The 24,292-nt window shown below is 66.1% G+C and carries 23 protein-coding genes and 1 pseudogene; 14 read left to right on the top strand and 10 right to left on the bottom strand.

Annotated elements, in window-relative coordinates:
- Positions 1-570: 570 nt before the first annotated feature.
- On the top strand, positions 571-2,955 hold the full coding sequence (locus tag PZB75_RS30610) for a DEAD/DEAH box helicase (protein ID WP_275533183.1): 2,385 nt from the start codon (positions 571-573) through the stop codon (positions 2,953-2,955).
- 61 nt (positions 2,956-3,016) lie between these two features.
- On the opposite strand, the gene PZB75_RS30605 is transcribed toward PZB75_RS30610, so the two are convergent.
- A complete protein-coding gene (locus PZB75_RS30605; RefSeq protein WP_275538520.1) occupies positions 3,017-4,483 on the bottom strand; it encodes a serine/threonine-protein kinase in 1,467 nt (488 codons plus the stop codon).
- A 967-nt stretch (positions 4,484-5,450) separates the two neighbouring features.
- On the opposite strand from PZB75_RS30605, the gene PZB75_RS30600 reads away from it, so the two are divergent.
- Positions 5,451-6,530 carry a hypothetical protein gene (locus tag PZB75_RS30600; protein ID WP_275538519.1) on the top strand — a complete coding sequence of 360 codons (1,080 nt, stop codon included), beginning with the start codon at positions 5,451-5,453 and terminating at the stop codon, positions 6,528-6,530.
- Positions 6,531-7,738: 1,208 nt separating this feature from the next.
- On the top strand, positions 7,739-8,704 hold the full coding sequence (locus PZB75_RS30590) for a PIN domain-containing protein (RefSeq protein WP_201105336.1): 966 nt from the start codon (positions 7,739-7,741) through the stop codon (positions 8,702-8,704).
- A 200-nt stretch (positions 8,705-8,904) separates the two neighbouring features.
- On the opposite strand, the pseudogene PZB75_RS30585 reads toward PZB75_RS30590, so the two are convergent.
- A pseudogene (locus tag PZB75_RS30585) lies at positions 8,905-9,507 on the bottom strand (hypothetical protein); the annotation flags it as partial.
- A gap of 657 nt (positions 9,508-10,164) precedes the next feature.
- Here PZB75_RS30585 and PZB75_RS30580 point away from each other — a divergent pair.
- Positions 10,165-10,668, top strand: a complete 504-nt coding sequence (locus tag PZB75_RS30580; protein ID WP_275538518.1) for a hypothetical protein — start codon at positions 10,165-10,167, stop codon at positions 10,666-10,668.
- A 105-nt stretch (positions 10,669-10,773) separates the two neighbouring features.
- Here PZB75_RS30580 and PZB75_RS30575 read toward each other — a convergent pair whose 3' ends face one another.
- Positions 10,774-11,016, bottom strand: coding sequence for a hypothetical protein (locus tag PZB75_RS30575; RefSeq protein WP_275538517.1), 243 nt, complete (start codon positions 11,014-11,016; stop codon positions 10,774-10,776).
- Positions 11,017-11,106: 90 nt separating this feature from the next.
- Between PZB75_RS30575 and PZB75_RS30570 the strand changes: the two genes are divergently transcribed.
- The 5 genes from PZB75_RS30570 (at position 11,107) to PZB75_RS30550 (ending at position 16,480) form a co-directional block, all read left to right on the top strand.
- Positions 11,107-12,675, top strand: coding sequence for an NACHT domain-containing protein (locus PZB75_RS30570; protein WP_275538516.1), 1,569 nt, complete (start codon positions 11,107-11,109; stop codon positions 12,673-12,675).
- 34 nt (positions 12,676-12,709) lie between these two features.
- On the top strand, positions 12,710-13,798 hold the full coding sequence (locus PZB75_RS30565; RefSeq protein WP_275533190.1) for an IS630 family transposase: 1,089 nt from the start codon (positions 12,710-12,712) through the stop codon (positions 13,796-13,798).
- A 44-nt stretch (positions 13,799-13,842) separates the two neighbouring features.
- The gene (locus tag PZB75_RS30560) at positions 13,843-15,144 is read left to right on the top strand and encodes a hypothetical protein (RefSeq protein WP_275533191.1); all 1,302 of its coding nucleotides are present in this window, start codon (positions 13,843-13,845) and stop codon (positions 15,142-15,144) included.
- A gap of 411 nt (positions 15,145-15,555) precedes the next feature.
- Positions 15,556-15,891 (top strand): hypothetical protein, encoded by a 336-nt coding sequence (locus PZB75_RS30555; protein ID WP_275538515.1) that lies wholly within the window; start codon positions 15,556-15,558, stop codon positions 15,889-15,891.
- 49 nt (positions 15,892-15,940) lie between these two features.
- Complete coding sequence (locus tag PZB75_RS30550) at positions 15,941-16,480, top strand: hypothetical protein (protein ID WP_275538514.1); 540 nt, start codon at positions 15,941-15,943, stop codon at positions 16,478-16,480.
- Positions 16,481-16,604: 124 nt separating this feature from the next.
- Here the strand turns inward: PZB75_RS30550 and PZB75_RS30545 are convergent, their stop codons facing one another.
- Positions 16,605-17,153, bottom strand: a complete 549-nt coding sequence (locus PZB75_RS30545; protein ID WP_343286288.1) for an AAA family ATPase — start codon at positions 17,151-17,153, stop codon at positions 16,605-16,607.
- A 268-nt stretch (positions 17,154-17,421) separates the two neighbouring features.
- Between PZB75_RS30545 and PZB75_RS30540 the strand changes: the two genes are divergently transcribed.
- Positions 17,422-17,649: a hypothetical protein gene (locus PZB75_RS30540; RefSeq protein ID WP_275533194.1), complete on the top strand. Its 228-nt coding sequence runs from the start codon at positions 17,422-17,424 to the stop codon at positions 17,647-17,649.
- A gap of 48 nt (positions 17,650-17,697) precedes the next feature.
- On the opposite strand, the gene PZB75_RS30535 is transcribed toward PZB75_RS30540, so the two are convergent.
- Positions 17,698-17,874, bottom strand: a complete 177-nt coding sequence (locus PZB75_RS30535) for a hypothetical protein (RefSeq protein ID WP_275533195.1) — start codon at positions 17,872-17,874, stop codon at positions 17,698-17,700.
- A 94-nt stretch (positions 17,875-17,968) separates the two neighbouring features.
- Between PZB75_RS30535 and PZB75_RS30530 the strand changes: the two genes are divergently transcribed.
- The gene (locus PZB75_RS30530) at positions 17,969-18,715 is read left to right on the top strand and encodes a hypothetical protein (RefSeq protein WP_275538512.1); all 747 of its coding nucleotides are present in this window, start codon (positions 17,969-17,971) and stop codon (positions 18,713-18,715) included.
- A gap of 570 nt (positions 18,716-19,285) precedes the next feature.
- Here the strand turns inward: PZB75_RS30530 and PZB75_RS30525 are convergent.
- Positions 19,286-19,996: a DUF4238 domain-containing protein gene (locus PZB75_RS30525; RefSeq protein WP_275538511.1), complete on the bottom strand. Its 711-nt coding sequence runs from the start codon at positions 19,994-19,996 to the stop codon at positions 19,286-19,288.
- Between the two features lie 223 nt (positions 19,997-20,219).
- On the opposite strand from PZB75_RS30525, the gene PZB75_RS30520 reads away from it, so the two are divergent.
- From PZB75_RS30520 to PZB75_RS30510, 3 genes are all read left to right on the top strand, one after another.
- On the top strand, positions 20,220-21,134 hold the full coding sequence (locus tag PZB75_RS30520) for a hypothetical protein (RefSeq protein ID WP_275538510.1): 915 nt from the start codon (positions 20,220-20,222) through the stop codon (positions 21,132-21,134).
- Positions 21,135-21,153: 19 nt separating this feature from the next.
- Positions 21,154-21,306, top strand: a complete 153-nt coding sequence (locus PZB75_RS30515; RefSeq protein ID WP_275538509.1) for a hypothetical protein — start codon at positions 21,154-21,156, stop codon at positions 21,304-21,306.
- A 273-nt stretch (positions 21,307-21,579) separates the two neighbouring features.
- Complete coding sequence (locus tag PZB75_RS30510; protein ID WP_275538508.1) at positions 21,580-22,101, top strand: DUF4145 domain-containing protein; 522 nt, start codon at positions 21,580-21,582, stop codon at positions 22,099-22,101.
- A 74-nt stretch (positions 22,102-22,175) separates the two neighbouring features.
- Here PZB75_RS30510 and PZB75_RS30505 read toward each other — a convergent pair whose 3' ends face one another.
- The 4 genes from PZB75_RS30505 to PZB75_RS30490 all read right to left on the bottom strand — a co-directional run bounded on the left by PZB75_RS30505 (position 22,176) and on the right by PZB75_RS30490 (position 24,289).
- Entirely contained in the window at positions 22,176-22,658 is a 483-nt protein-coding gene (locus PZB75_RS30505) for a hypothetical protein (RefSeq protein ID WP_275533200.1), read from the bottom strand.
- Between the two features lie 25 nt (positions 22,659-22,683).
- The gene (locus PZB75_RS30500) at positions 22,684-22,965 is read right to left on the bottom strand and encodes a hypothetical protein (RefSeq protein WP_275533201.1); all 282 of its coding nucleotides are present in this window, start codon (positions 22,963-22,965) and stop codon (positions 22,684-22,686) included.
- A gap of 178 nt (positions 22,966-23,143) precedes the next feature.
- On the bottom strand, positions 23,144-23,956 hold the full coding sequence (locus PZB75_RS30495; protein WP_275538507.1) for a hypothetical protein: 813 nt from the start codon (positions 23,954-23,956) through the stop codon (positions 23,144-23,146).
- 135 nt (positions 23,957-24,091) lie between these two features.
- Positions 24,092-24,289 (bottom strand): hypothetical protein, encoded by a 198-nt coding sequence (locus PZB75_RS30490; RefSeq protein ID WP_275538506.1) that lies wholly within the window; start codon positions 24,287-24,289, stop codon positions 24,092-24,094.
- Between the last annotated feature and the right edge of the window lie 3 nt (positions 24,290-24,292).

The raw sequence follows: 24,292 nt of genomic DNA, 5'->3' as shown, positions 1-24,292 counted from the left end.
CCCGCGGAGCGGGATATGACCCGGCAAGTCAAGTCATAGTGAATGAATTGCGCAAGCGCAATTCATATTCCCGCGTAACGCGGGAATGGAATTCCGTGAACGGAATTCCGGGAGGGAATGCACTTCGCGCAAGCGCTCATTGCGGGCATCCGCGCAAGCGCGGTCGCCTGGGCTGGCAGCAAGGGGAGGTGCATCACGCTCGGGCCTGTGTAGGGCTTGGGGTTCCTGGCCACCACCCCTGCAACGGATGTGACGGGCCGTCGGGTTGTACGGGTGCCGGCCTTGTTGCAGTGACGGGTTTCGCTGCGCTCCACCCTGACCCCTCCCTCACTCTCAGACCCGCCCGGTGACGCTCATCAATGCCCCATCAGCATACAGGACAACCGGCCGCATCGGGTCGAGATTCGGTCATGTATCACCCTGGGGGTGAAAGTTGGCGTGCGGGTGATGCATCACGGACCACGCCTGTGTAGTGTTTGGGTCTACACACCACAACCCCGGACCAACCATTGCGCCCGGGACCTTCCATTCTTATTGCGCGCGGCATTCCGCGAAAAGGAGACCACGGGAATGGCTAGGAAACTGTTTCCTCACCAGATCGAGGCTGTTGCGAACATTGTGCGCGGTCTCGATGTTCCACTGGATGGCATTCCTGTCAATGGCCTGCGCGGACAGGTGCATGCCGCGTGCGGGACGGGAAAGACCACCATTGCCGCGGTGTCGGCAAAGCGGATTGTGCCCAAGGGGCGCATTCTGGTCCTGGTGCCGACGCTGGACCTTCTGACTCAGACGGTCCGTGAATGGCATGAGGCTGGGCACACGGGGCCGGCGGTTGCGGTGTGCAGCCTCACCGATGACCCGGAGCTGTGGAACCTCAAGGTGCGCTCCACCACGAACCCCGTGCAGCTGGCGCTGTGGCACAGCACGGGGCCTGTGACCGTCTACGCCACCTACGCGTCCCTGGGTGTCCTGGCGAAGGCGTTCGAGGGTGCCTACGGGCAGCAGCTGGCCCCGATGGACCTGACGGTGGTCGATGAGGCCCACAGGACAAGTGGCTCGATGGGCAAGGCCTGGGCCGACGTCCACGACCAGGACGTCATCCCCTCCTACCGGCGGCTGTATCTGACGGCCACGCCGCGGATCTGGGAGGAGCGGCCGAACCGTGAGGTCGCGGAGGGGGTGCGTGACCCGCTGCCGCGCGAGATGGCGGCCTCCATGGACGACGAGAAGGTCTTCGGGCCGGTCCTCTACAAGCTCTCGCTGGCATCGGCCGTGTCGCGGAAGCTGCTTGCGCGGTACCAGATCATCGTCCTGGAGCTCCAGGACCCGGTCGTCACCCCGGAGCGGCTGATGAGCGAGGAGCGGCACAGCGAGAGGGTGCGCGGTGAGCGCCTGGGGGCGCTGCAGGCGGCGTTGCTGCACACGATGGCGGAGCACCACCTCCAGACGTGCATCACCTTCCACCATCGGACGATAGAGGCGCAGGCGTTCGCGGAGGGCCTGGAGCGTGTCGCCAAGCGGCTGCACGCTGACCGGCCCGAGAAGTACCCGGCGCGCATCTGGGCGGACTGGCTGTGCGGTGAGCACGTCCCCGAGCGTCGGCGGGGGGTTCTGGGCGAGTTCGGGTCCACGGCGCTGCGGGCTGTCCTGTGCAACTGCCGGGTGCTGGGTGAGGGCGTCGACATCCGGGCTGTGGACTCGGTGGCCTTCCTGGACCCCAAGGGCGCTCCGCACGACATCGTCCAGGCGATCGGCCGGGCGCTGCGTCAAAAGCCCGGACAAGGGAAAGTCGCCTCTTTGATCGTGCCGGTATTCCTCCAGCCCGGAGAGGAGCCGGAAGACATGTTCACCTCCGGATCGTATCGGCCTTTGGTGAAGGTATTGGAGGGTCTGCGCGCTCACGACGAAGAGGCAATCGAATTGCTTGCGATTCCGCAGGAGCCTCAGAAGGACGTCGTGCAGCCGTCCGAGTACATCGGTTCGCCGCCCGAGGAAGGTGAGGACGAATCCCGTCTCTTGCTGCGTTTTGCGGCTCCGCGTGACCCGGTGATGGTCGCGGACTGGATTTCCTTCAACGTCATCGACACCGAGCGCCAGGACTGGGCGCGCGGCTGGTCGGCGCTCAAGACGTTCACGGAGCGTGAGCTTCACGCCCGAGTTCCCTATGGGTACAAAGAGGGCGCGTTTCCCCTGGGGACCTTTGTCGCAGAACAGCGAAGGGCCTACGGGGCGGGGCAGATGACCGGCAGGCGCGCGCAGCGGCTGGAGAAGCTGGGCATGGTCTGGAACCCGGCCGATGAGCGGTTCCAGGAGAACCTTGAGGCCGCCAAGGCGTACTACGCGGACCATTGGACCCTCTGCGCTCCGAGGTCCGCCGCTGCTCTGGACAGGCCGGTAGGGCAGTGGCTGAGCAATCTGCGGCGCCCCGGTGCGCTGGAGGGCCACCCTGAGTGGAAGACCGCGCTGGAGGCCGTGGACACGCACTGGAATCCCGCGTGGCCGCCGGAGTGGCAGCGGCACTACGCCGCGCTGCGGGAGCTGCTGACGGACGAGGACGACCGCTCCGAGGTCTTGCCCGGCTTCACCGTCCACGGCATGGACGTGGGCAAGTGGCTGGCGAAGCAGCGTCAGCACACGGTCTGGGAGGGACTGATAGACGGGCAGCGCGACCTCCTGGAAGCGGTCGGCATCGTGCCGTTGCCCCCGGAGCAGACGAAGCCCACTAAGGCCCCCAAGGCGGCCATGAGCGCCTTCGAGAAGGGCGTAGCGGCCCTGGAGCAGTACAAGGCCCGGGAAGGCTCTGTGAAGGTCCCCAGGGCCCACGTAGAGACGTTGCCGGATGGGTCGGAGGTCAAGCTCGGAGTGTTCCTCAGCAACAGCAAGAGCCGCCGGGCCAAGCTGACCGCCGACAAGCTCGCCGCGCTGGCCGACCTCGGACTCGACTGGGCTGCCTAGCCACGAGAACCTCAGGAGCCCGCCCTCAGCGAGTGGGGCGGGCTCCTGGGTACTCAGCTCGTCACTTCCTCCACGACCCTTGCGGCTCCCGCTCAGGCATACGGCGGGGGTGTCCCAGCTCCCCGCTGGCCGCCTTGGCGAGCCAACTGGTCCACCGGTCGATGAACTCGTCCAGATCCCCGACCGAGAGGGGCGTGAAGGGCCAGGCCACCTGGTGCATGGCCATGCTCGGGCCGACCGCCGCGCGAGCCTCATGGTTGGGATTGAGGGAGAACGGGTCGATCTTCGACGTCACGTTGCGCAGCGGCATGTGCATGAAGGCCGTCTCGAACCACTGGTAACGCTCGGCCGCCTGGGCGTCCGCGTACCAGAGGGAGTGGCTCCGCCCCCCATAGCCCAGCCGGTTTTGCGGGATCGTGAGTCCGATGGTCGCGTGGGCGATCACGTCGAACGGCGCCATCGATTTACCGTGCCAGGCACTGGGGTTGGTCTCCTGGGCGCTGCTGAAGGTCAGATCGGCTTCGGCCACGCGGAGCGTCCAGCCTGCCGGGGCCCTGCGCACCTCGGCCGTGGAGACGATGTTCGTGATCATTGTCAGGAGCTGGTCGGAGATTAGGCTGAGTGATGTGCGGGCGGCGTCCAGGAGGTCCCGGCGCCGCTCGGCTTCGGTGGCTTCTGCTGACGCCTGGCGGTCGGCTTCGGAGCGGCGTGCGGCTTCGGCCCGGTTCGCCTCTGCCAGTGCGGCCAGCCCGCCTGCCAGAGATGCAGTGGGGATGCGGCTCAGTCGCTCTAGTACGTTGCCAGCCGCGGGGCGGCCCTGGGGAGCGCGGAAAAGGCATTCGGTGATCAGCGCAGCCAGCAGGGCGGGTGCGGTGGTGAGCGGCGGTGGAGTGCCGTGGAGGTGCTGGTCCTGGTAGTCGTGCTCGTACGGCCCGGTGAAGGGCGTGATGCCCTCCAGGAGCTCGTAGGCGAGGACGCCCAAGGCGTAGATGTCGCTGGCGCTCGTGGCCCGTAGGTTCTTCCAGCGCTCCGGGGCCATGTAGGCAAGGGTGCCGGCGAACTTATAGGTCTGCTGGGCAGTGGTCGCTTCGGCGTAGCGGGCGATGCCGAAGTCGGCCAGGCACCAGCGGCCGTTGAGAAGCAGGACGTTCTCAGGCTTGAGGTCGCGGTGGACGACCTGGCCGTCAAGGTCGGTCAGGGTCTCGGCGATGTCCGTAAGCACGCGCACGGCCTCGGCCAGGGCGAGAGGCCCGTGCTGCTGCAGGTGTGCCCGCAGGGACTTCTCCGCCCGGGGCATGACGAGTACCCAGTGGTCTTCGTGCTCACCGTTGTCAAGGATCGGCACGATGTTGCGTACGCCATCGAGTTCGGTGAACAGCATTTCCCGTTCTGCGCCAGGCCGCTTCGGGACCATCTTCACTGCGGCGGGCAAGCCGTTGACATCCTGCGCTGCGTAGACGGCGCCGAAGCCGCCTCGCTCCCCGATGGGCTCGCCAACGACCCATTCACGGGCCAGTTTCAATCTCATGAGCACGCGCCTCGCCATCTTCGACCGCTCTGTCTGAATCATCATGCCGGAGCACTCCGACACCCGATCCGCGTTCACTCAAGCGGGCATGCTGAGGAGGGCGTGCCCCTGCCGGCTGCATGACGGTCTGGAGCATTTCGATGAGGCCGTCCCCGCCGCGGAACCTCAGCATGCTGTCGCGCGCGAGTCCGTGGGGCAGCGGGAAGCTGTAAGTGCCAGCTCCGTTGACGGGATGGAGTTAATGGTTCGCCCCTAGCTCAGCTCCGACACCGCGCCACTTGTCACCCTGCTGGACGACCTCGAGTTGTGTGGGGCCCGCAGGTCCACCTCAGCAGGTGAGCAGCCGGGAACGAGCAGCGGGGCCGAGCAGGGTGATCCGGTTCGGCCCCGCTGCTGTGTGGTCAGCCGAAGTCGAGCGTGTCCGGGGGCGGCGCCGACGGAGGCGGCGTCGGGGGCGTGTGGCCCCGCTGGGCGGCCTCCCAGCGCGTGATCAGCTTTTCCTTCCAGCCCTTCACTGGAGGCCAGGGGATGCCCCATTCGGCGAGCGTGGCACGCGTCCAGGCACCCTTTTCTGTGCGGGCTTTTCTGTGCGGGCGGCGTGGATCTCCTCAGGGGATGGCAGTACAGGCATGCGGGATCAACGAACGGCAGGGCGCAGGTGTCACCCACCAGCGCCGACTTCGCCCCCGGTGCCAGCGGCATCGCGCCCCAGAGGCTACACGCGCTCAAGTGCGATGCCGAGGGTCTGGAAGCGGCGGCATCGCACTGGTGTGCGTGTAGCCCCTGGGACCTTGGGCGGCCTCTGCTGGCTACGTGGTGGCCGGGACGGGCTCGGTGCGGTGGTCCAGCCGCGTGTAGAGGGCCCGCACAAGGCGGGCGCGGTTCCGGCCACAACGGGCTCCTCGCACAGAGCACAGCTGCCGCAAATATGAGTGCTCACCCGTGACGGATTCAGGATCATGGGGGCATGAATAGCGAGGACGCCCCGGACGCAGAAGACGGCGATGAAGAATTCGGCCAGGAAGCGGAGCCTCACCAGGGCCGTGGCGCCAACTACGACCTGTCCGGCTTCATGGAGTCGATCAGGCAGATCTCGGCCTGGCAAGACAAGATGTTGGAGCCCGCCCGCCGCCACATCCGACAGATGGAGTCCACCCGCCGGACCATCGAAAGTGTCATGGGACCGGGCAATACGGCCTACCAGGCTGCACTGAACGCCCAGCGCCATTACCGGGCGATCGCTGAGCCCATACTGGCACTGCAGAGCGATCTGAGGGACATCTACGACTGGCACGGCCGCATCAATGACGTCGTACGCAGCGTGTCGCTTCCCCGCACGCTGCTGGACCAACTCGCAGCGACAGCAGCCCTTTTCCTGCCTGCCAATCTCGTCGGCCTGGAAGCTAAGGACCTCTACACGATTCTGGAGATGGGTGAGGACGACGGGCTGTCCCTCGCATGGGCACCCCGGGCCGAGATCGTCAAAGCCCTGTTCCCTCTCAAGGAGCGCCAAGAGCGTTATGCCCTCCTGGGCGAACGCCGCGACGACGTTCTCGACGACGTCGACGCCAGCCTCCAGAGCGTCACCCATCCTGAGCTGACCGGCATGGTCGCCATCCTGAGCACTGCCACCCGCACCGCGCGGGCCGGCTTCGATGAGGGCGCCCAAGCCCTGGCGGGCAATGTGCTCGAGACCGCGATGAAGAAGCACGGCAACGCCTGGACCCGGCGTTCCTTCCCTCAGGTGACCTACCCGCCGAAGGCCGGACACCACGGCACCATCGGCAGTGCCCTGGGCGACGCGGACGATTGGGGCGATCTCACTCTGCGGCAGTTCAAGCACTACCTGGTGCTCGCGGGCATGCGAAACGCCTTCGGGCCCGGTGCCACCCAGGACACCTTCAACCGCCACCTTGGAGCACACCAGGCTTCGCCCGACGCCTACCGTCCGGAGTTCGTTCTGCCGGCAATCCTCCTCGCCCACGCCTTGCTGCGTGCGTTGGACCAGGACCTCGATCGCCCCGACGAAGAAGAAGACGAGGCGTAGCTGCTTTGAGTCTCCGGGCGCGGACGCAACGTTCTCAAGGGGTGCCCGACCCATCGGGCCGTCGGGTTGTGTGGCGGCCGGGACGGGCTCGGTGAGGCGGTCAGCCGCGCGTAGAGGGCCCGCACAAGGCGGGCGCGGTTCTGGGCACAGCGGGCCGTTTCTTCGATCGGGGTGGAGAGGCGGCCGTCGGCTTCGCGGAGGACGACTTCGGCGAGGGCGCCGTGGCCGTCGCTCTTGGGCAGGGCGGCGGCGTGGCGTCGGACGTCGGCGGTGAGAGCGCTGGCGTGGCCGGTCAGTTGGAGCACGATCTGTTCGTAGTCGCATGGGGAGGTCTGGGTTCTTCCACGCGAGGACGGCGGTGACGAGCGCTTCGTACGGTGCGCGGTCCAGAGGGAGGCCGGCGTAGACCTGGCCGTGAGGGTCGTGGAACTCGGTGTGGGGTGTCATCACTGTCTCGCCGCGTCGTCCTGGTCGCCGTCGTCGGGGGCGGCGAGGGTGGTGGGGTACGAGGAAGCGGGCGTAGCCGCGGTCGCGGGGCGTGCCAACCAGGGAAGGCCAGCCGAATACAAGTCCTCCTGGACCTGGCGCATGCCGCCCTGGTGCAGGCGGCACCCTCACACACCATAGGTAACAGCACCTGAGAACATCCGTGTGGTCGGACCGGCGATCACTCCTCGCCGGTCCGGCATTCCCATCCGCCCAGTGTGGCGGCGGGCACCGACAAGCTGGTGCAGAACGGCAGTAAATCAGGCGCGCCCGGGCGCCTCGGCCGGCCCGAAGCAGTACCTCCACAGGCCCCTGACCGGCAATGATGTCGCGCGCATAGTGGTAGGCGGCCTCGGCATCCTGGGTAGTCCTGAGCGTTCCCCGAACCCTTTTCGTGGCCTTGTCGCCGAACTGGGCCCCACTCTCGAGCAGACCGCGCACGACACTCCACTTCGAGGCGCGAGGCTTGGCGGCCCTCGTCCGGTCGGTGATACGGCGGGCACGGTTCTGGGCCATGGTCGACTCCCTGCTTCGGGGTGGAGTGGTCGGCTGCCGGCCTTAACTCCCGGAGCTGGCGGTCGGCCAAGAATCGGCAGAAGACCACCTCCACCAGTGACAGGGCGATCTTCGGGCCTCGACAGAGCGAACGGAATCCTGATCATCAGCCGTTGGCCTTGGGAAACCTGGTGAACCCCAACCGGCCTGCTGACAGGATCGTGAGCATGCTCATCACCCCGAGGCCCGGCGCTCACTCCCAGAACATCCGCGACGCGCTCAGCAGCGCTCACCTCGCAGCTGACAACCTCCGCAGTGCGCACAACACCAGTACCTACCACCGGCTCCTGCAGTACCTAGAGTGGGCCACGGACGCCTCGGGCACCCTGCGGCACCAGATAAGCGACGGGGACATCAGCCGTCTGATCCTGACCCGGCGGTACGAGGTGCTCCTCGGCAGCTGCGGCACCCTCGCTGGGAGCGACCAAGAGCGCCTCGTGAACGGCCTAGTGAACCTCGAGCTCGCTGAGCGCGTCGCCGATCTCGGCGCCGCCGTACAGGCCTTGGACGACCGGTTGCGCCACTGGTTCGGCCAAGAGGTCTTCGTGGTCGCCGACTCCAGCTTCTACTGCCACAACCCAGAAAAGCTCGAGGGCATCGACCTCCACACCATCCTCGACCTGCGTCCCGACACCAGCGTCCGGCTGCTTTTCCCCATCACAGTCGTAGACGAACTCGATGGGCTCAAGGAGACGAGCAAGCAACATGGCCGCTGGCGGGCCACTCACACGCTCGGCCTTCTGGACGGGCTACTGAACGGTTCAACGTCTGGGGTCTGGCACAGAGCGGCGACGTTCCAGGATGAGAGCGGGCTTTCGAACGTCCGAGGTGACGTGCACGTCGAGATCGTCCTTGACCCGCCCGGGCACGTGCGGCTCCCGATCGCGGACGACGAAATCATCGACCGGGCTGTGCACATTCAGGCGTTGGCGAACCGGGAGGTACACCTGCTGACCTGTGACACCGGTCAGCACACCCGCGGCCGGGCCGCCGGCTTGAAAGTCACCAAGATCCCCACGAAGGACCCGGGACCGGAGCCGGACAAGGAAGGCGCGGGTTGGCCCGCGAACGGTACACACGCAAAGCGCCGCGAACGCCTGGCCGCCGGAGGCAAGGAGGGCCGCGAGAGCTGAGCGGCGTCTACTGCTGGGCTGGAACCGCGGCCTTCCTCCAGGGCGCTGCGAGGTCTCCCAGGGTGTCGAGCATGAGTTGGCACCAGGTGATGGCCGCATTGGCAGCCAGTTGGGCGTGACGGATTCCAAGGTTGGGGGGGTGCACTGGCCTGGCCGTGCCCAGTGCCGTATCCGCGGTTACGGAGTTCCGCTACACCGACGGCAATCGAGGCCACGCCACCGAGGATCTTCTTGACCGCGTCGGTGCCATCTGGGCCGGGAGTCACGGACGAGGCGTCAAGATGGAGGGCCTTCTGGGCCTGCTTGACGAGGGCAGGCACCTTCGTGTACTCATCGAAGGCAATTCCCCGTTCTCGGAGTACGGTCTTCGCGGTTGCCTCGATCAGCTGCTTGGCGCTTCCGATCGCGGCGGCTGGATCGTCTGCGATGGTGCGGCTGACCCGTTCAAGCTCCGCGAGGATGCCCGACGGGTCGGTCAGCTTCTCCAGGTGCCCCGTGGAGACTGGTCGGCGTAGCCATGAGATCCGTCCACGTTCGTCGACGCTCAGGCTGTCGCGTTCCAGTTTGACGGTGACTTCCTCTAGCCAGTTGCTCTCCCAGCCGCTCTGTCGGTAGTAGCGGATGAAGTCCTCGAAGACGAGAAGAGCACGGGAGACCTGGGCGTAGTCCGTCCAGTCGACTGCAGCGGCGTACGTCTCGAAGGTGATGCGGCGCACGCTGGTGTCGTCGTAGTTCAGTTCGTCCTCGGGAACGGGGGCGAAATTGTGGTTCTGCCAAGCCTCGGCCACGAGGCGCACCGTCATGTCGGTCGCCAGCGACCGGAACTCGTTTCGGGTAGCGCGGCTGACCAGGTCTCTGCGGTACGACGACATGTTCAGACGATATGGCGGACCACTGACCTTGGAAGCGGAATTTCCCGGCTCATGCCCCGTCTCTCCGTCGATTCCTGGGAGGTGGCCAGTCCCGCGGCGGCTGTTGCACGAGCGGCAGAGCGTGCGCAGGTTCTCCATACCGTGTCGGCCGCCTGCCGACTGGTGCTGTATGTGATCGATGCTGAGATCGTCCTCGGAACCGCAGGCAAGACACCGGAAGCCGTCGCGCCTGAGCACAGCTATTCGCGTTGTCTGACGGGGTCGTCGCGGAAGGACCTCATGAGCGCAGCAGCCGCAGATGAACGCCGGGACGAAGGACGGGTCGTCATATGCACGCGGATCGGCGTAGTATTCGTTGGGATCGTCCGGCACCTCATGGCATCCGCAGGTGCATCCTGGGAGCCGTACGTAGCTGGTGTACGTGTCCTTGTCACTCACTGCGCCAGCCTAGAGGGACCTTGGAGCGGAGCATCGCGGCCCTGGCGCAGGACCGGGTGAAAGCGGCGGAGACGGAGCCAGGCATCGTGCTGTGCGCCTGTCTGCAGCCGTTCCAGGAGCGCCGCCCGTCCGCCTGGCACGATGCGCAGCATGAACCTCATGCCGGAGCTGAGCCGTCAGGCTTTGGCCGCCCGCGGCTTTCGTGGCTTCGTGCCTTTCCGTGACCTGCCCGTCAGCGATGTGCCCGCCGGGCACGGGGTCTATGTAGTGATCCGCATGGCCGTCGCTCCCCCGGCGTTCCTCTCCTCCAGCTCGGCCGGACATCTGAAGGGTCGCAACCCGTCCGTGGCCCCCTGCAAGCTCGCCGATGCCTGGGTGGACGGGGCGACGGTCGTCTATGTGGGCAAGGCTGGAGGCCGCAACGGGTTGCGCCAGCGGCTGACCGCGTATCGCCGGCACGGAACCGGTCAGCGAGCCGGGCACTGGGGCGGCCGCTACATCTGGCAACTGGCCGATTCGGACACGCTGGTCGTGGCTTGGCGGCCGACGCCGCACGCGAGTAAGGCGGAGCAGGCCCTTCTCGACGAGTTCAAGATCATCTACCACGGTGCACTGCCTTTCGCCAACCTCAGGAACAGCACCCGCAACAGGTAACGCCGGGGAAACTGGCTAAGGCCTCCCCGTCCCTCGCGACCGAGTCCGCCGTCGTGCCCGGCGCCGTGTGTGTGCATCTGTCGCAGTGCAGCACTGCATCCGTCTTCATAGTGCTGCGAGGAGGAAGGTCAGCAGTGCCAGGGAGAGGGTGGCGCTGCCTGCGAAAGCCAGGGCACCCCGTAGCAGGGCGCCGGCGTAGGTGGCTCCCTCGATGCGGGCAAGCTTGCCGGCCGCTGCTCCTACAAGGGTGCAGAAGATCGCAACGACTGCGAGCAACAGGACCAGGAGCATCAGGTGGCTGGATGAGGTGTTCATGGCTTCTTCCCGGGACGCTTGACGAGGTGACACCGAGGAATTTCTCGGTTTCGGTGTTCGCCGGGGTTCGGGGTGAACAAAGATGAACGAAGGCGGTCGCCCTGCAGGACGGAGAAGCGGGACATGGGGGACGTGGACGAGGATCCGTTGGCGGAGCTCGCGTCTCGGCTGCGTACCCTCAGGGTGCAGCGTGGTTTGCAGATGGGTGGGTTGCAGCAGAGGACCGGGCTGGGGCGGACAACGGTCAGCCAGGCACTGAATGGTCAGGCGTTGCCTTCCGAGGCCACGCTGGTGGCCCTGGCCAAGGCGTTGGGTGCAGATGTGGAGCCTCTGCTGGCCTTACGTAACGCCGCCTCCCCCGTGCCGCAGGCACGCAGGAACTATCCGCAGCTGGTTAGGGCAACGCGGCTGAAGGCACAGCCTTCGTTCGAGGAGCGGTACCTCCGTTACGTGGCGGAGCGGCATTCCCAGCTGACGGTCGTGGGGCTGGATCTGAGTCGGCCGGAACGTGCGCGTTGGCCACTGGACGCGGCTTACTTGAGCTTGGAACTGGCGGAGCGGCCGGAAGACTGGCTTGCGGGCAATGAGGAAGCCAACCGGCCGTCCGTCGTCGTGAAGCGTGCGGAGCACGCGTTGGCCAACTGCCGCCGAGTTCTTCTGCGAGGACTCGCGGGCAGCGGAAAGACAACACTGCTGCAGTGGCTGGCTGTCGCGACGGCACGCAATGAGCTGCCGGAGGAACTGGCGGACTGGCGGGGGCGCGTACCTTTCGTCCTGCCACTGCGGACGCTGGTGAGGCGTGGCCCGCTTCCTGAGCCGCACGATTTCCTGTCTGCGGTCGGCACCCCCTTGGCCGCATCACAGCCTGAGGGCTGGGCCGATGCTGTGCTCGACAGGGGGGAGGCACTCGTCCTGGTCGATGGCATCGACGAGGTTCCTCAAGAGCACCGCGGCGCCACGCGGGACTGGCTCGAGCAGCTTCTTGCGGCCTACAAGGACGCACGCGTCGTGGTCACCACACGTCCGTCCGCTGTCCCGGAAGGCTGGCTGGCCTCGTCGCACTTCACCGAACTGTCAGTGCGGCCCATGAGTGCGGCCGACACCGGAGTCTTCGTTCACCGGTGGCATACCGCAGCCCAGCACAGTTCTACGACCGAGACCGAGCGGGCACAGCTACATGATCTCGAGACAGCGCTCCAGGTCACCGTGCGTGCGCAGCGCGATCTGGCGCAGCTGTCCAGCACACCCTTGATGTGTGCCTTGATTTGCGCGCTGCACAGGGACCGCCGCGGTCATCTGCCTCACAGCCGCATGGAGTTGTACGAGGCAGCGCTGTCTATGCTGCTCGTGCGCCGCGACCTCGAGCGCAGCATCGATGACCCGGAAGGCATCCAGCTCACCGAACACCAGAGCGTCCAGCTACTGCAGCGTCTGGCTTACTGGCTCATCCGCAACCGCCAGACCGAGATGGAACGAGCCACTGCGCTGGCCCTGATCGGCGACGCGCTGCCAGCCATGCAGGCCGTGGCCGAACAGGGCACCCGCGACCAGGTTCTAACACACCTGGTCGGCCGCAGCGGGCTCCTGCGCCAGCCCACGGCGGACACCATCGACTTCGTCCACCGCACCTTCCAGGACTACCTCGGGGCCAAAGCCGCCATCGAAGCCCACGATTTCCCTCTAGTGTCCTGAGTCGTTAGTTCGCGTGCGGTTGTAGAGTGTGGCGATGCCTGGTCCGAAGCCGTTGCCGCTGGAGCTGTCCGATCACGAACGCAGGGTCCTGCGGGGCTGGTTGCGCAAGCAGACTGCGTCGCAGGCACTGGTTCTGCGGTCGAGGATCGTGCTGGCGTGCGCGGAGGACCGGTCGAACGCCCAGGTCGCGGACGACCTGGGTGTCTCGCGGGAGACGGTGCGTAAGTGGCGGTCCCGGTTCGTCGCGGACCGGCTGGAGGGCCTGGTGGACCGGCCGCGTTCGGGTGCACCGCGGAAGATCACGGACGAGCAGGTCGAAGCCATGGTCGCCAGGACGCTCGGCCAGAGCCCACCAACAGGCGATTCGCACTGGTCGACACGTTCGATGGCCCAGGCGCAGGGCATGTCGCAGTCGGCCGTCTCGCGGATCTGGCGGGCCTTCGGCCTCAAGCCCCACATCGTGGAGACGTGGAAGCTGTCGACCGATCCGCAGTTCGTGACCAAGGTCCGTGACGTGGTGGGCATTTACCTGTCGCCGCCGGAGAACGCGCTGGTCCTGGCGGTGGACGAGAAGTCGCAGATCCAGGCCCTGGACCGAACCCAGCCCGTCCTGCCGATGGCACCGGCCACGCCGGCGAAGATGACCCACGACTACGTCCGGCACGGCACGACCAGCCTGTTCGCCGCCCTCGACATCGCCTCCGGATCAGTCATCGCCCAGCACTACCGCCGCCACCGCCACCAGGAGTTCCTCCGCTTCCTGAAGGTCATCGACGCCGCCGTCCCCAAGGACCTCGAACTTCACCTGGTCCTGGACAACTACGCCACCCACAAGACCGAACCGGTCAAGAAGTGGCTGCTGCGGCATCCCCGCTTCCACCTGCACTTCACCCCCACCTCGGCGTCCTGGCTCAACCTCGTCGAACGCTGGTTCGCCGAGCTGACCTCCCGCAAACTCCGCCGCTCGGCCCACCGCAGCGTCATCGAACTCGAACGCGACATCCGCCGCTGGATCAACGAGTGGAACAAGAACCCCAAGCCGTTCGTCTGGACGAAGACCGCCGACGACATCCTCGACACACTCGCCGCATACTGCACACGAATTAACGACTCAGGACACTAGTCGTCAACAATGCCCATGACGACCAATGGGAAGACGTCGTACGCATGGCCGTCGCCCACGCCCGCCCCACCGAAAGCGCTGATCTGCTCCGCCGACTCATCGAACGCGGTGACGCCGAGACTGAGCACAGGAGCAGACTTCACCTCCTGGCGGCTGCCAGCCTGCAGTACGCCACAGAAATCGAACCCGCCGTCCGCAAACTGGTCGAACACCATGCGCGTGTTCTGATGCCGCCCCGCTCACCGGAAGAAGCGACAGGTCTTGCGGCGCTCGGACCGGGCATTCTGGACCTGCTACCGGGGCCTGAAGACCTGGAGTATGACGAAGTAGGCGCTGTCATCCAGACTGCCGCCACCATCGGAGGCGATCACGCCTACGCCTTCCTCAGCAACTTCACCCAGTCACTGAGTTCCGGACCAGTACCCTACGAACTCGTCAATGGCTGGGGCAACTTCGAATCGCTTCCCTATGCGCGGGAGATCCTACTCCCCGTCAAGGACCGCCTAACCCTTGTCGTAAATACCAATGACCAGCGCAACGCCTTGCAGGCGCTAAAACCCATCCTCGACGTCAACTTCGGAGAAGCTTTCGCCGACGAAGAAATAATCGAACACCTCTCTCCCGAACACACCCAGAGACTCCGAATCGACGCAGGCAGCTTGCTAGCTGATTTGCAATTTGTGCACCGTCTACCCGCCTTGAGAGAACTCACCCTGTCCGAGTGCAGCCAACTCACACACATTGAAGACCTCGCAGGACTACCACTGACATCTTTGAGCCTCCTCCGCTTTCCGGATGCAGTCTCTTTCGATGCTTTGGCTCTCCTTCCAGAACTCTCCGAGCTGTCTCTCTACACTCGATTGCCTTGGAACAGGCTTGAGGAGATGCCCGCACCACCGGGCTTAACCGAACTACGCCTAGTCCGCACGATCGACGCCTCACTAGAAGGCATCTCAAAGTGGCAACTTTTGGAAAAATTGGTCATCAACTCGGGACCGACCCCAGCGGAGTGGCGAGAAATCTCCTCGCTGCCAAAACTGACCGACCTTTTTATCTCCGAGTTTGATCTGGCACAGGCCACCCCGATGCTCAACGTGACACGCCTTCAGTTGTCAGTCACCGATACAGATACACAGATACACCTAATCCCGTATATTTTTCCTAACCTAAGAAGCGTACTCATCAATTGCTACAATTTCTTATCTAAGAATATTGACATCACTCCACTTAAGCAGATCGAGGATTTGAGCATATCCCTGCAGTACGCGAACAGCGTAATCGGCCTAGAAGAATTTGACACAGATGCTATTCAGCGGTATCCACGACCCCGAAAGACGGGCGCCTGATTTACCGCAGAACAAAAATAGGTCGCTATCGACTCTAAAGGCTGTCCCGTAACTCAACGCAGGCCTGGTTGGAGCTCCACTGAGGTGTCAGGTTGTCCGGTTCCGGACCGACTTGCCGCCTTCAGCGAAACCTCAAGCAATCGGCGCATACCGGGACACCGTTGAACGGAGCCAGCAGTTACGGGACAGCCTTTAACCGTAGCGAGGGCAGGCTCTTTCCCTACCGGCCTGGTGGTCGCGGGTAACGGGCCTGCTGCGGTGTCGCATGCAGAACAGTTCCTGTGTCTTCATGGTTATGGAGTACCGCAGACCTCCGTACCCTTGCCGCTGGCCTCCTTCGACAGGAAACTGGTCCGGCCTGTGTGCTGATTTCCCTGACCTGCTTGCTGCGGATTGGCACGATGAGCTGCGATGGACTTACAAGGGATCGCGCTGGTCGTCACCACCTCGGTAGCTGTCGTGGGGGTGCCGTGCACGCTACTGATCGGGCGCTGGCAGCTCCGTGCTGCCCTCCAGACTGCCGGTGCCACGCACCAGGCGGGTCTCCGCCAGGCGGAAACGGCCTACCAAGCCGCGCTGGACACGGTCCGAGCACAGTCGGACTCGGCTCACGACCAGTGGCTGCGCGGCGTACGCCGGGAAGCATGCTCGGTCTTCCTCCTCGCCATCGGGGAACTGGTCGGGATCCTGGACCAGGTCCTGGACAGCACGGGCGTAGCCGGACAGTCTGCGACCGGCCAACCGTGATCTCCAGCGGGCGCTGGCTGTCCTGGAGCTGGAGGGCGACGCGGAACTGGTGGGGGCCGCCCAGGAACTGGTGGCCTGTTGCGATGAGATCGCCGAAGCGGCGCTGAGCAGCAGCTTCGCTGCCCGCACCTGGCGTGCCCTCTATGCCAGGCAGGTGGAGGAGAGGAACGCTGTCACGCGGCGGGAGCAGTCGAGCACACCGGTCACCGATGCGGTCAACGCGCTGCTCGACCTCCAGGTCCGTCTCGCCGGCATGCGTGACGCCTATACGGCTGTGGAAGCGCCGCCCGGTGTCCGTCCGGGAACGATCAGCGCGCTCGGCCACTACGTACCCCGAGGTGGCCACCCGTTCGAATCCATCGGTGAGGCCTACGCCGCCGTGCGGCATGTGTACGAGACCGCGGTTCAGTTCCTGGAGAGGACCGACCTGCCACGCGAAGAGGCTGCTGTCTTGTTGCGCGATGCCGTCCACGAGGGCCGGGTCACCGTCCTCGACTACATGACGGGCCAGTCCACTCGCCTGACCGAGACCCGTAGGACGTTCCTTTCCGCAGCACGCCACGCGCTGGGAAACCACAGCAACGGGTGACAGTGCCAAGAGCCGGCGGACGCGCTGGGCTCCTGGTCGACACCCGTCGTGCACGGCCGCGCGGCACAGACTGGGTCGGGCCAGCCCCGTCACCGGTTCGGGTGGCGAGCAGCGGGTTGCGGGCTCAGCGGTCAATCGGGGCGATCTCGTCCAGCCCGCTCTCGTACAGGATCTGCGCGACGGTGTCCTCCAGGGAGCTGTCCGCCCCGATGACGGTCTCCAGGGCGCCGGGCAGCAGGTCTTTGGCCCGGTACCAGTCGCTGAGGTGATCGGGGGTGACCTGCTGGAGGTACGCGGCGTCCAGCTTCGTCGCGTGCCGTAGCACCGTCTCCGCGTACGGCACATCGAGGTAGTAGCAGCGTGAGACACCGCGGTGGGCGCGCACCAGGTCCTGCAGCATGGGGCCGTAGCGGTCGGCGTACAGGATGCCTTCGACGACTACGTGGAAGCCGTTGTCCAGGGCGTAGCGGGCGGTCAGGTCGATCAGCCCGATGTTGGCGCCGCCGGGCCGGTCGCGTTCACGGAGCACCATCCGGCGAAGGTTGTCCTGGCCCACGATGGCGAGGTTGCGGCCGAAACTCTCACGCAGGCTGGCCGCGACGGACGACTTGCCCGAGGCGCTGTTCCCACGGACCACGATCAGACGCGTGTTCCTTGGTGCCCACGGTGTTATGCGCGGCCTCAGTCACGGAGGATCCCAGCCCCAGATCAACCGTTCGTCGTGTGTCGCCGTATCCCGATGAGCGGTGGGCACAGACGGGATTCTCAGCATCAGCAGCTACTCCCCCAGAACGCCCTCATGCTCGCAGCGTACGCAGCCAGCACGCGTTCGCCTCTACGGACGTCCACCCACGCATGGTGGTTGAGGGCAACGCGCAGCTTCTCGCGAACGCGGCACGTGGCGGGCCTGACGGGCGAGCCGCTCGCGTACGAGGCGATGCGTGCGCCGACGAACCGGATGCGGTACGACCGTGCGGCAGGCCGAGCAGGCGCAGCGTCCCGAGGAGGAACCGCAGAAGCTGTTCACCGAGGCGTGCCTGCACGGGCTGCGGGCGAAGCTGTGCGACGAAGTCGATTCGCTGGACAGCTACCTGCCGCCGCAGGTGGCCGCGATGGCCCGCAAGGTGGCCGAGGTGCTCGAAGTACCGGAGCTGGCGACGACGTCGTGATGTCGGAGCCGCGCTGTTGGTGAACAGCACGGCTCGGCGGTCGTCGGCTCAGGCGATGGCGTGGTCCACCAGGGCCCACATCCGAGACAGTTCACCGGTCGTGATGGCCGTGCCCGGGTCTTCCGCGAGGAGCCGTGCCGCCCCGGTGACCAGGGAGGCGACCGCCACGAGCCGGATCTGCTGGTCCGGGATGAGCCACAGCGCGCCCTGGACCGCACACGGCACGGCCGCCGGCGTGCTGCGGGTCTCCTCGTCGAAGCCGTTGCTCGTGGGCAGGATCGAGCCGCTCGGTGTCGGTAGCTGGCGCTACGGTCTAGGGATGACGACATCACCGTGGCAGCCGCTCTCCGCCCGCGAGGCCGGCCTACCCGTCGACCGGACAGTCCATGAAGGAGTTCCCGAGCACCTGGAACCGGGACTGCGGTCGTGGATCCGGGATTCGGTGGTGACGGAATCGCTTGTCCACCGCGTCATAGCCAGGCTGAAGTTGACCGCCGATGCTCATGTCTTCGACAACAGCCGCCTCCCGTCGAGCGCACGTGATCTGTCCAGGGTGTCGGCTGGCCTGCTTCTCGATGTCGTCGACTGTCTGCTCTACCTCGATATCGGCGAGGTCGCCCACCACGAGTACCTCGTCAAGCACCCGAACGCAGCCTCGCCCTTGGCGGCAATATTCTCCAAGCACGCGAAGTTCGTGGATCCGGTCAACACACTGGACGCACTGCTCGGCGATGCCGCCTCCGCCTACCAAGTGCGCGAGGCCGATGACGTCTCGCACGCCGGTCTGGAGCGGGTTGTCGACGCCACCGTCGCCGAGTCCGCCGTCATGGCCATGCAACACGCCGAATCGTCTGGCCGCGACGACGCCAGCTCGTATCTACGCAGTTCCTGGGCCAAGGGCGTACGCACTGCACCCCGACGCAAGTGGCGCCTACGTCGATGCGGTGCGGGCAGTGGAAGATGTCGCGATCCCCCTGTACGCCAGCACCAAACCCCAGCCGACCCTCGGCACCGTCATCCGAGAACTGGACGACAACGAGGCCGCCTACTCGATGGTGATCCTTGACAACAAGGCGGTCCCAGCCAAGGTCGAAACGGTTCTCTCCCTCATCGAGACTCCTCTGGCAAGGGCACCGCGACCGGCACCCCGGAGGACAGACCAGCGCGCCCATCACCCTGGAGGCCGCCCAGGCCGCCGTCCACATCGCCGTGCTCCTCGTTCAGCTCCTCAGTACTTCCGCGGTGACCAAGAACCTGCCACTGCCACCGCAACCGTGACAGCCGGCGGACTTCCTCCGGCCATCGCGCTACCCCTCTCCCGGCCAAGCACGGGAAGAAGGTGAAGCGGCTCGGAAGCTTAGCTCCTGGCACTCCGGATGCCCTGCTTTAGGTAACTGCGGACGATGGTGTCCAGGCCTCTGCGGGGCCGGAAGTAGACGCGCTGCTCCGCCGCCTCGATCTGAAGCCGGTTGAGGAAGCCAACCGTCTCCTCGGTGGCGATGCTCAGTCCGTAGCGGGGGTCCGTCCGACCAAGAGATGCCTGGGACCGAAAGGCAACACGATGGAGGTGGAGTCGCCAATCGCTACGTTGAAGGCGGTTCTGGTTTCACTCTGCTGAATAGCCAGGGCCGGGGTGTCACCCAGGAGGAACTCCCCGGCGGCGGGCACCAGAATCTCCAACCCTGCATCGCTTGATCATCTCTTCCGCTTTGGCGAAGGTGTCCTCGATCCGCGCCCGGAAGTCCGCACCGTTCTCAAAGTTCGCCAGGTGCGGGCTCAAGATCTCGTCCGCCGCGGCAGCCAGGCCCTGCGGTCCGGGAAGGTGAAGTCCGCTGCGTTGCAGTACCGCGAGGCGCAGCAGGTCGGACTGGTCGGTAAGCAGAGCGGTGCGCTGCTCGGTGTAGATCTTGGTGAAGATGCGCTGATGGACCTTGCGGTAGTTCAGCGAGCGGACCAGGTGCAGGGCGATCAGGTCCTTCAGGGTCTGCACATGCTGTTCATGCTGGAAGACGTCGCCTCGATCCACCGCGCGCGCGGCGTCGGGTATCCGTGTCTCGAGCTTGCCCCATAGCTGTTCCAGGGAGGCAGAGGCGAAGCGTGCGAAGTGCGGGACCTTGCCGCACTGGCGCGGACTCGCCATCTTGTGCAAACGGTCGGGGTGGTCAAGGTTGAAGGGCACGAGCTTGAGCCCATCGCTGCCGAACGGAGCGGCGAAGCGCTTCAGCAGGACTTGGGAGATCACGTGCTGCCCGACCACGTGGCGATCGGCCTCGGGTCGGAGTTTCTCGATCCGGGCATCGATCTTCTGCGCCGCCGCCAGCCACTGGGCGGGTGATCCCTCGTTCATCTGCCCAGTGTGCCAACCAGGTCCGACAAGCGGACGGATTTTCGGTCCGCCCTCAGTCCGGGTCTTCCCGTAGCCGGAGTTGGCTGCCGCGTGACGCCAGATACGCGGGATAGGGACAGCGTTCGTGGGCGCTGCGGGAAGCCCGAGCGCCGCCAGACATCGGCCGTGAGTCGAGCCGGAATCATTGACGCGAACAGTCCATGCGCCGCGCTCGCAGAAGGTGGTGGCCGCAGCGCGTCTTCGGATCGTAGTGTGCGACGGCCCCGTCGCGGTCGTTGCTTTCACCTACGCGCTGCCGTGGCGTGTGCTTGGTCTGCATGATGGCGGGATGAACTTGCCGTCCGGAGTGCCAGTGTTCAAACTGCGGGATGCCATCGCGGAGGCCTTGTGGGGTTACGTCAAGGCCAACCGACTCGCTGCGGTTGGTGAGTACCTGGGGCTCGCCCCGCAGGGCGCGGACGAGGATCCGTTCAACAGCAAGAAGGGCTACGTTCTGGCTCGGCTGGAGGACAAGTCGCCCCCGGATCTGATGGAGATAGCCCGTCGCGTGATCGAGGAGTACGGCGATGACGACCTGCAGCAGTTACTGGCTCAGCTGGGCCTGCAGGGCGTCTCCGGAGAGCTGAAGAACCTCATCTTCGCGGCCGACGGCCCCAAGCCGCAGATCGTCCTGCCGGACTCCATCAGCAACACCATCCGCATCGTCAAGAACGAGCAGTACTGCCTGGTGTACGACCAGCCGCTGGAGGGCCGCGGGCTGAGCTGGCAGGACTTGGTCACCTGGTGGGTTCGCCAGCACCCTGAGCACGCGGACGACCCGACGCAGGCGCGGATCTCTCTGCGGGACCGGCTGCGACGCTCCCTCGGGGACAACGGTGCTGAGCTCCTGGTGTTCGACACCTATGTCAAGCTCGGCTTTGACCTCCCCGCCCTTATCCCTCAGGTCTATCTCCACTACGACCCCTACAGCATGAGCGAGCTGGGCGGGGCCAGACGCCTTGCCCGCCAGCGCATGGATTTCTTGCTGCTGATGAACCATCGCACCCGCGCGGTCATCGAGATCGACGGCATCCAGCACTACGCCCGCCCTGCCGGCCGCGCCGCCGGGCAGCGGCCTGAACACCGACTGGCTCCCTGACCCCGGGCGCTACGCGTCGATGGTGGCCGAGGACCGCGAGCTCACGCTCCAGGGCTACGAGGTCTACCGCATCGGCGGCCAGGAACTATGCGATGCAGCGGCTCCCGAGATGCTCACCGCCTTCTTCGAACGGCTCCTACGCCGCCACGACCACACCGACTCGTCAAGCTGACGGGCCGGTCTCGGTCTGCCTGCCATCGAAAGCCGGTGTGCGCAAGATGCGCGCTCACTACAGTGCTGTGATGACTGAGCAGGAGAAACTGACTTCACTTGAGCAGCGCAGAGCCGTATGCCCCTACGCGGAATGCGCCACTGGCACCGTGATGGACATGGTTGATCGGCGCATGATCGCTCCGGAGAGCCGTGATTACGCGTTTGACGAGTTCGGCAACGAGGATCCCTGCCGGTCTTCCCCCTCTCCTCATGGACGCAGCAGGAATGCTGGGTGTGCCAGCTGTGCGGTCGCTCGATCCTGGAGGTCATCGAGTGCAAGCAGACCGGCTGGGGCAGGGAAGCTCGCATCGAAGAACTGACACGGTTGGTGCTGTGGCCCTCCCCCGCTCCTCGCGTGCTGCACCCAGATGTACCGGAGCGGATCCGCAGCGCGTACGAAGAAGCCTCACGGGCCGAGAACGCCGGTGCGGCCCGGCTCGCCGGCGTCGGGTACCGGTCAGCGGTAGAGGAGCTGTGCAAGGACCAGGGCGCCACCCACAACACCCTGCACGGAAAGATCCGGGAACTCGCGGCGAAAAACCTGCCTGGTGACATCATCACGGCTATGGACGAGACACGAGTCGTCGGCAACGACAGCGTGCACCAAGGCGTCGCCTACTCAGCCGAAGAACTGGCCGACATCGCAGAGCTGGTCGCCGAAGCCACGGTTCTCCTCTATGTCCAGCCCGCGCAGCGACGTCGCATGGCGGAATCCCGCAAAGAGCGTCACGAAACGGCCCAGCAGAACCCGTAGTTCCGCCTCCCAAAGAGGGCATGGACGAGGCAGGCATGGTTGGGGACGCGCAGCACCGCTGCCAGCCACCACGCTTATCCGATGGCGTGATCCAGCAGGGCCCACATCCGCGTCAGCTCGCCCGTCGTGATGGCTGTGCCCGGGTCTTCCGCGAGCAGCCGTACCGCCCCCAACACCAGGGAGGCCACCGCCACCAGCCGAATCTGCTGGTCCGGGGTGAGCCACCGTGCGTCCTGGACCGCGCACGGCACGAATACCAGCTTGCGGCGGGTTTCCCCGTCGAGGCCGCCCGCGCCGTCGACCATCACGCCGTCGGGTTCCATGCGGTCGCAGTCCTGCGGGTCCAAGGCTGCCGTCGCCTCCTCGATCGCTTCGGGCAGATCCTCAAGAAGCCAGGAGCCGACCGGGCCGGGAGTCGGCGCCTGGGGCAGGGAGCGGATCCATTCCGCCGCGCGGCGGCCGGCGGCCGCGGCCGCGGCGAGGGCTTCGTCCTCGCCGTCCCACGGCTCGTAGGGAACATCATCGGTGGGCCCGGCGGGCAGGTGCGAGATCGTCACGCCGGGCTAACCGACTTACTTCCTCTCAGGTCACCGCGCCCGCCGTCTCCTCCGGGCCGGGGTCGCGCAGCGGGTTGGGGTGGGAGCAGTCCCAGCACCGCACCGTTTCGGGGAGGTTCTCGAATCGTGTGCCGGAGACGCCGAAGGAGCCGTCGATGCGGAATCCTCCGCAGTTCTGGCACGGGGTGGCGTGGAAGGGCTTGTCGCAGCGGGAGCAGGTGCCTCCCGCGCTGGTGGGGTCAAGGCGGGTAACTCGGGTGTCTGCGCTGCCGCATCGCACGCAGAACACGTGCTGGGTCGTGTCCATGGTTCTGGTGTACATCAGGTTCGGCGGTTCGTTCCCCCTGCTCCGGTCCGGCCGTGTCGCAGGCGGTCGCGGAACGCGTGACGGCGGGGAGCTCCGCGGTTGTTGAACAGTGCGAGCCCGACCGGGCCCCGGGGAGCCGTGGCGGTCCCCCGGGGCCCGCGGTGTGTCGGCCGTTCGGTCAGGCGGTGGGGTCGTCCGGGTCGGTGAGCCAGGTGACGACGTCGGCGTCGGTCATCCGGATCGCCTGCGTCTCCTCGGCCTCGCCGTGCTGGATGACGTGCAGGTGGCCCTGCTGGGGGTGGCGCTGCTTGGGGGCGGGGCCGGCGGCCGGGGCGAGGACCTGCCAGGTGTCGGCCGTGAACCGCGCCAGGATCACCGTGGCGAACAGCTCCCGGGCCGCGCCCCTGAGGACGGTGGCCTGGGGGCGTCCGTCGAAGATGACGTGGACGCGGGCCGCGCGCCCGACCCAGAGCGCTTCCTCGAGCGCGGCGATGGCCGGTGACGTCTTCGGGTCGTCCTTCTGCCGGAAGGTCTCCCAGTAGCGGGCGAGGCGGCTCAGCGTGGTGTTCGCTTCGTCGATGGCGACGATCAGGCGGGGCACGGTGTCCAGGTCACCGTCGAGGTCGAGGCGGCGCTCCAGCTCGGTGGCGAGGCCGAGGAGGGCGTCGTGGATGCCGGCGATGTTGCCCCGGTGGGTGACCGTGGGCAGTGCCTTCGCCCACAGGTGGGAGATCCGCTTGGTGTCCAGGACCAGGGCGTGGGCGCCCTGGTGGAGGAACTGGGCGGTCAGGGAGCGCAGCATGGTGGTGCTGCCGCCGCCGCTGGCGGTGCAGACCAGGACGTGCGGGGATTCGCCGTCCAGGTCGACGGCGATGGCCTGTCCGGTGGTGCTGATGCCGATGAGGGCGGTTCCCTCGGGCATGGCCTCTATCTGCTCCCGCAGGTCGGGGTCGGCGAAGCTGAGCATCGTGAGGAGCGCGGTCTTCTTCATGGGGCGGTGTTCCTGTTCTGTGTGGTGCCGGGGAGAGCCGGGGGTTCTTCCGGGTCCGGGGGATCGTGTCGGTGAAAGCGGACAGGTTCGGATCGAGGGGCGGGTCAGATTTCTGACCCGCCGTGGTTCCGGGGTTCAGTCGAGGTCGGTGGTGCCGGTGGGGGCGCGGGGCCGGTTGCGGGCCCACTTCTTGAGGTCGTGGACGCTGTAGAGGAGTTCGGTGCCGCGCTTGGCGGCCGGGGTGGGGAAGGTGGGGTCGTTGGCGCGGGCGAAGCGCAGGGCGGCCAGGGTGAGGCCGGGCAGGTGGTGCTCGGCGGCCTGGCGCAGTCCCACCTC

It is taken from the genome of Streptomyces sp. AM 4-1-1 (assembly GCF_029167625.1).
Lineage (GTDB): Bacteria > Actinomycetota > Actinomycetes > Streptomycetales > Streptomycetaceae > Streptomyces.
The sequence above is the reverse complement of the archived record's forward strand: the minus strand, read 5'-3'. Positions and strand labels throughout refer to the sequence as shown.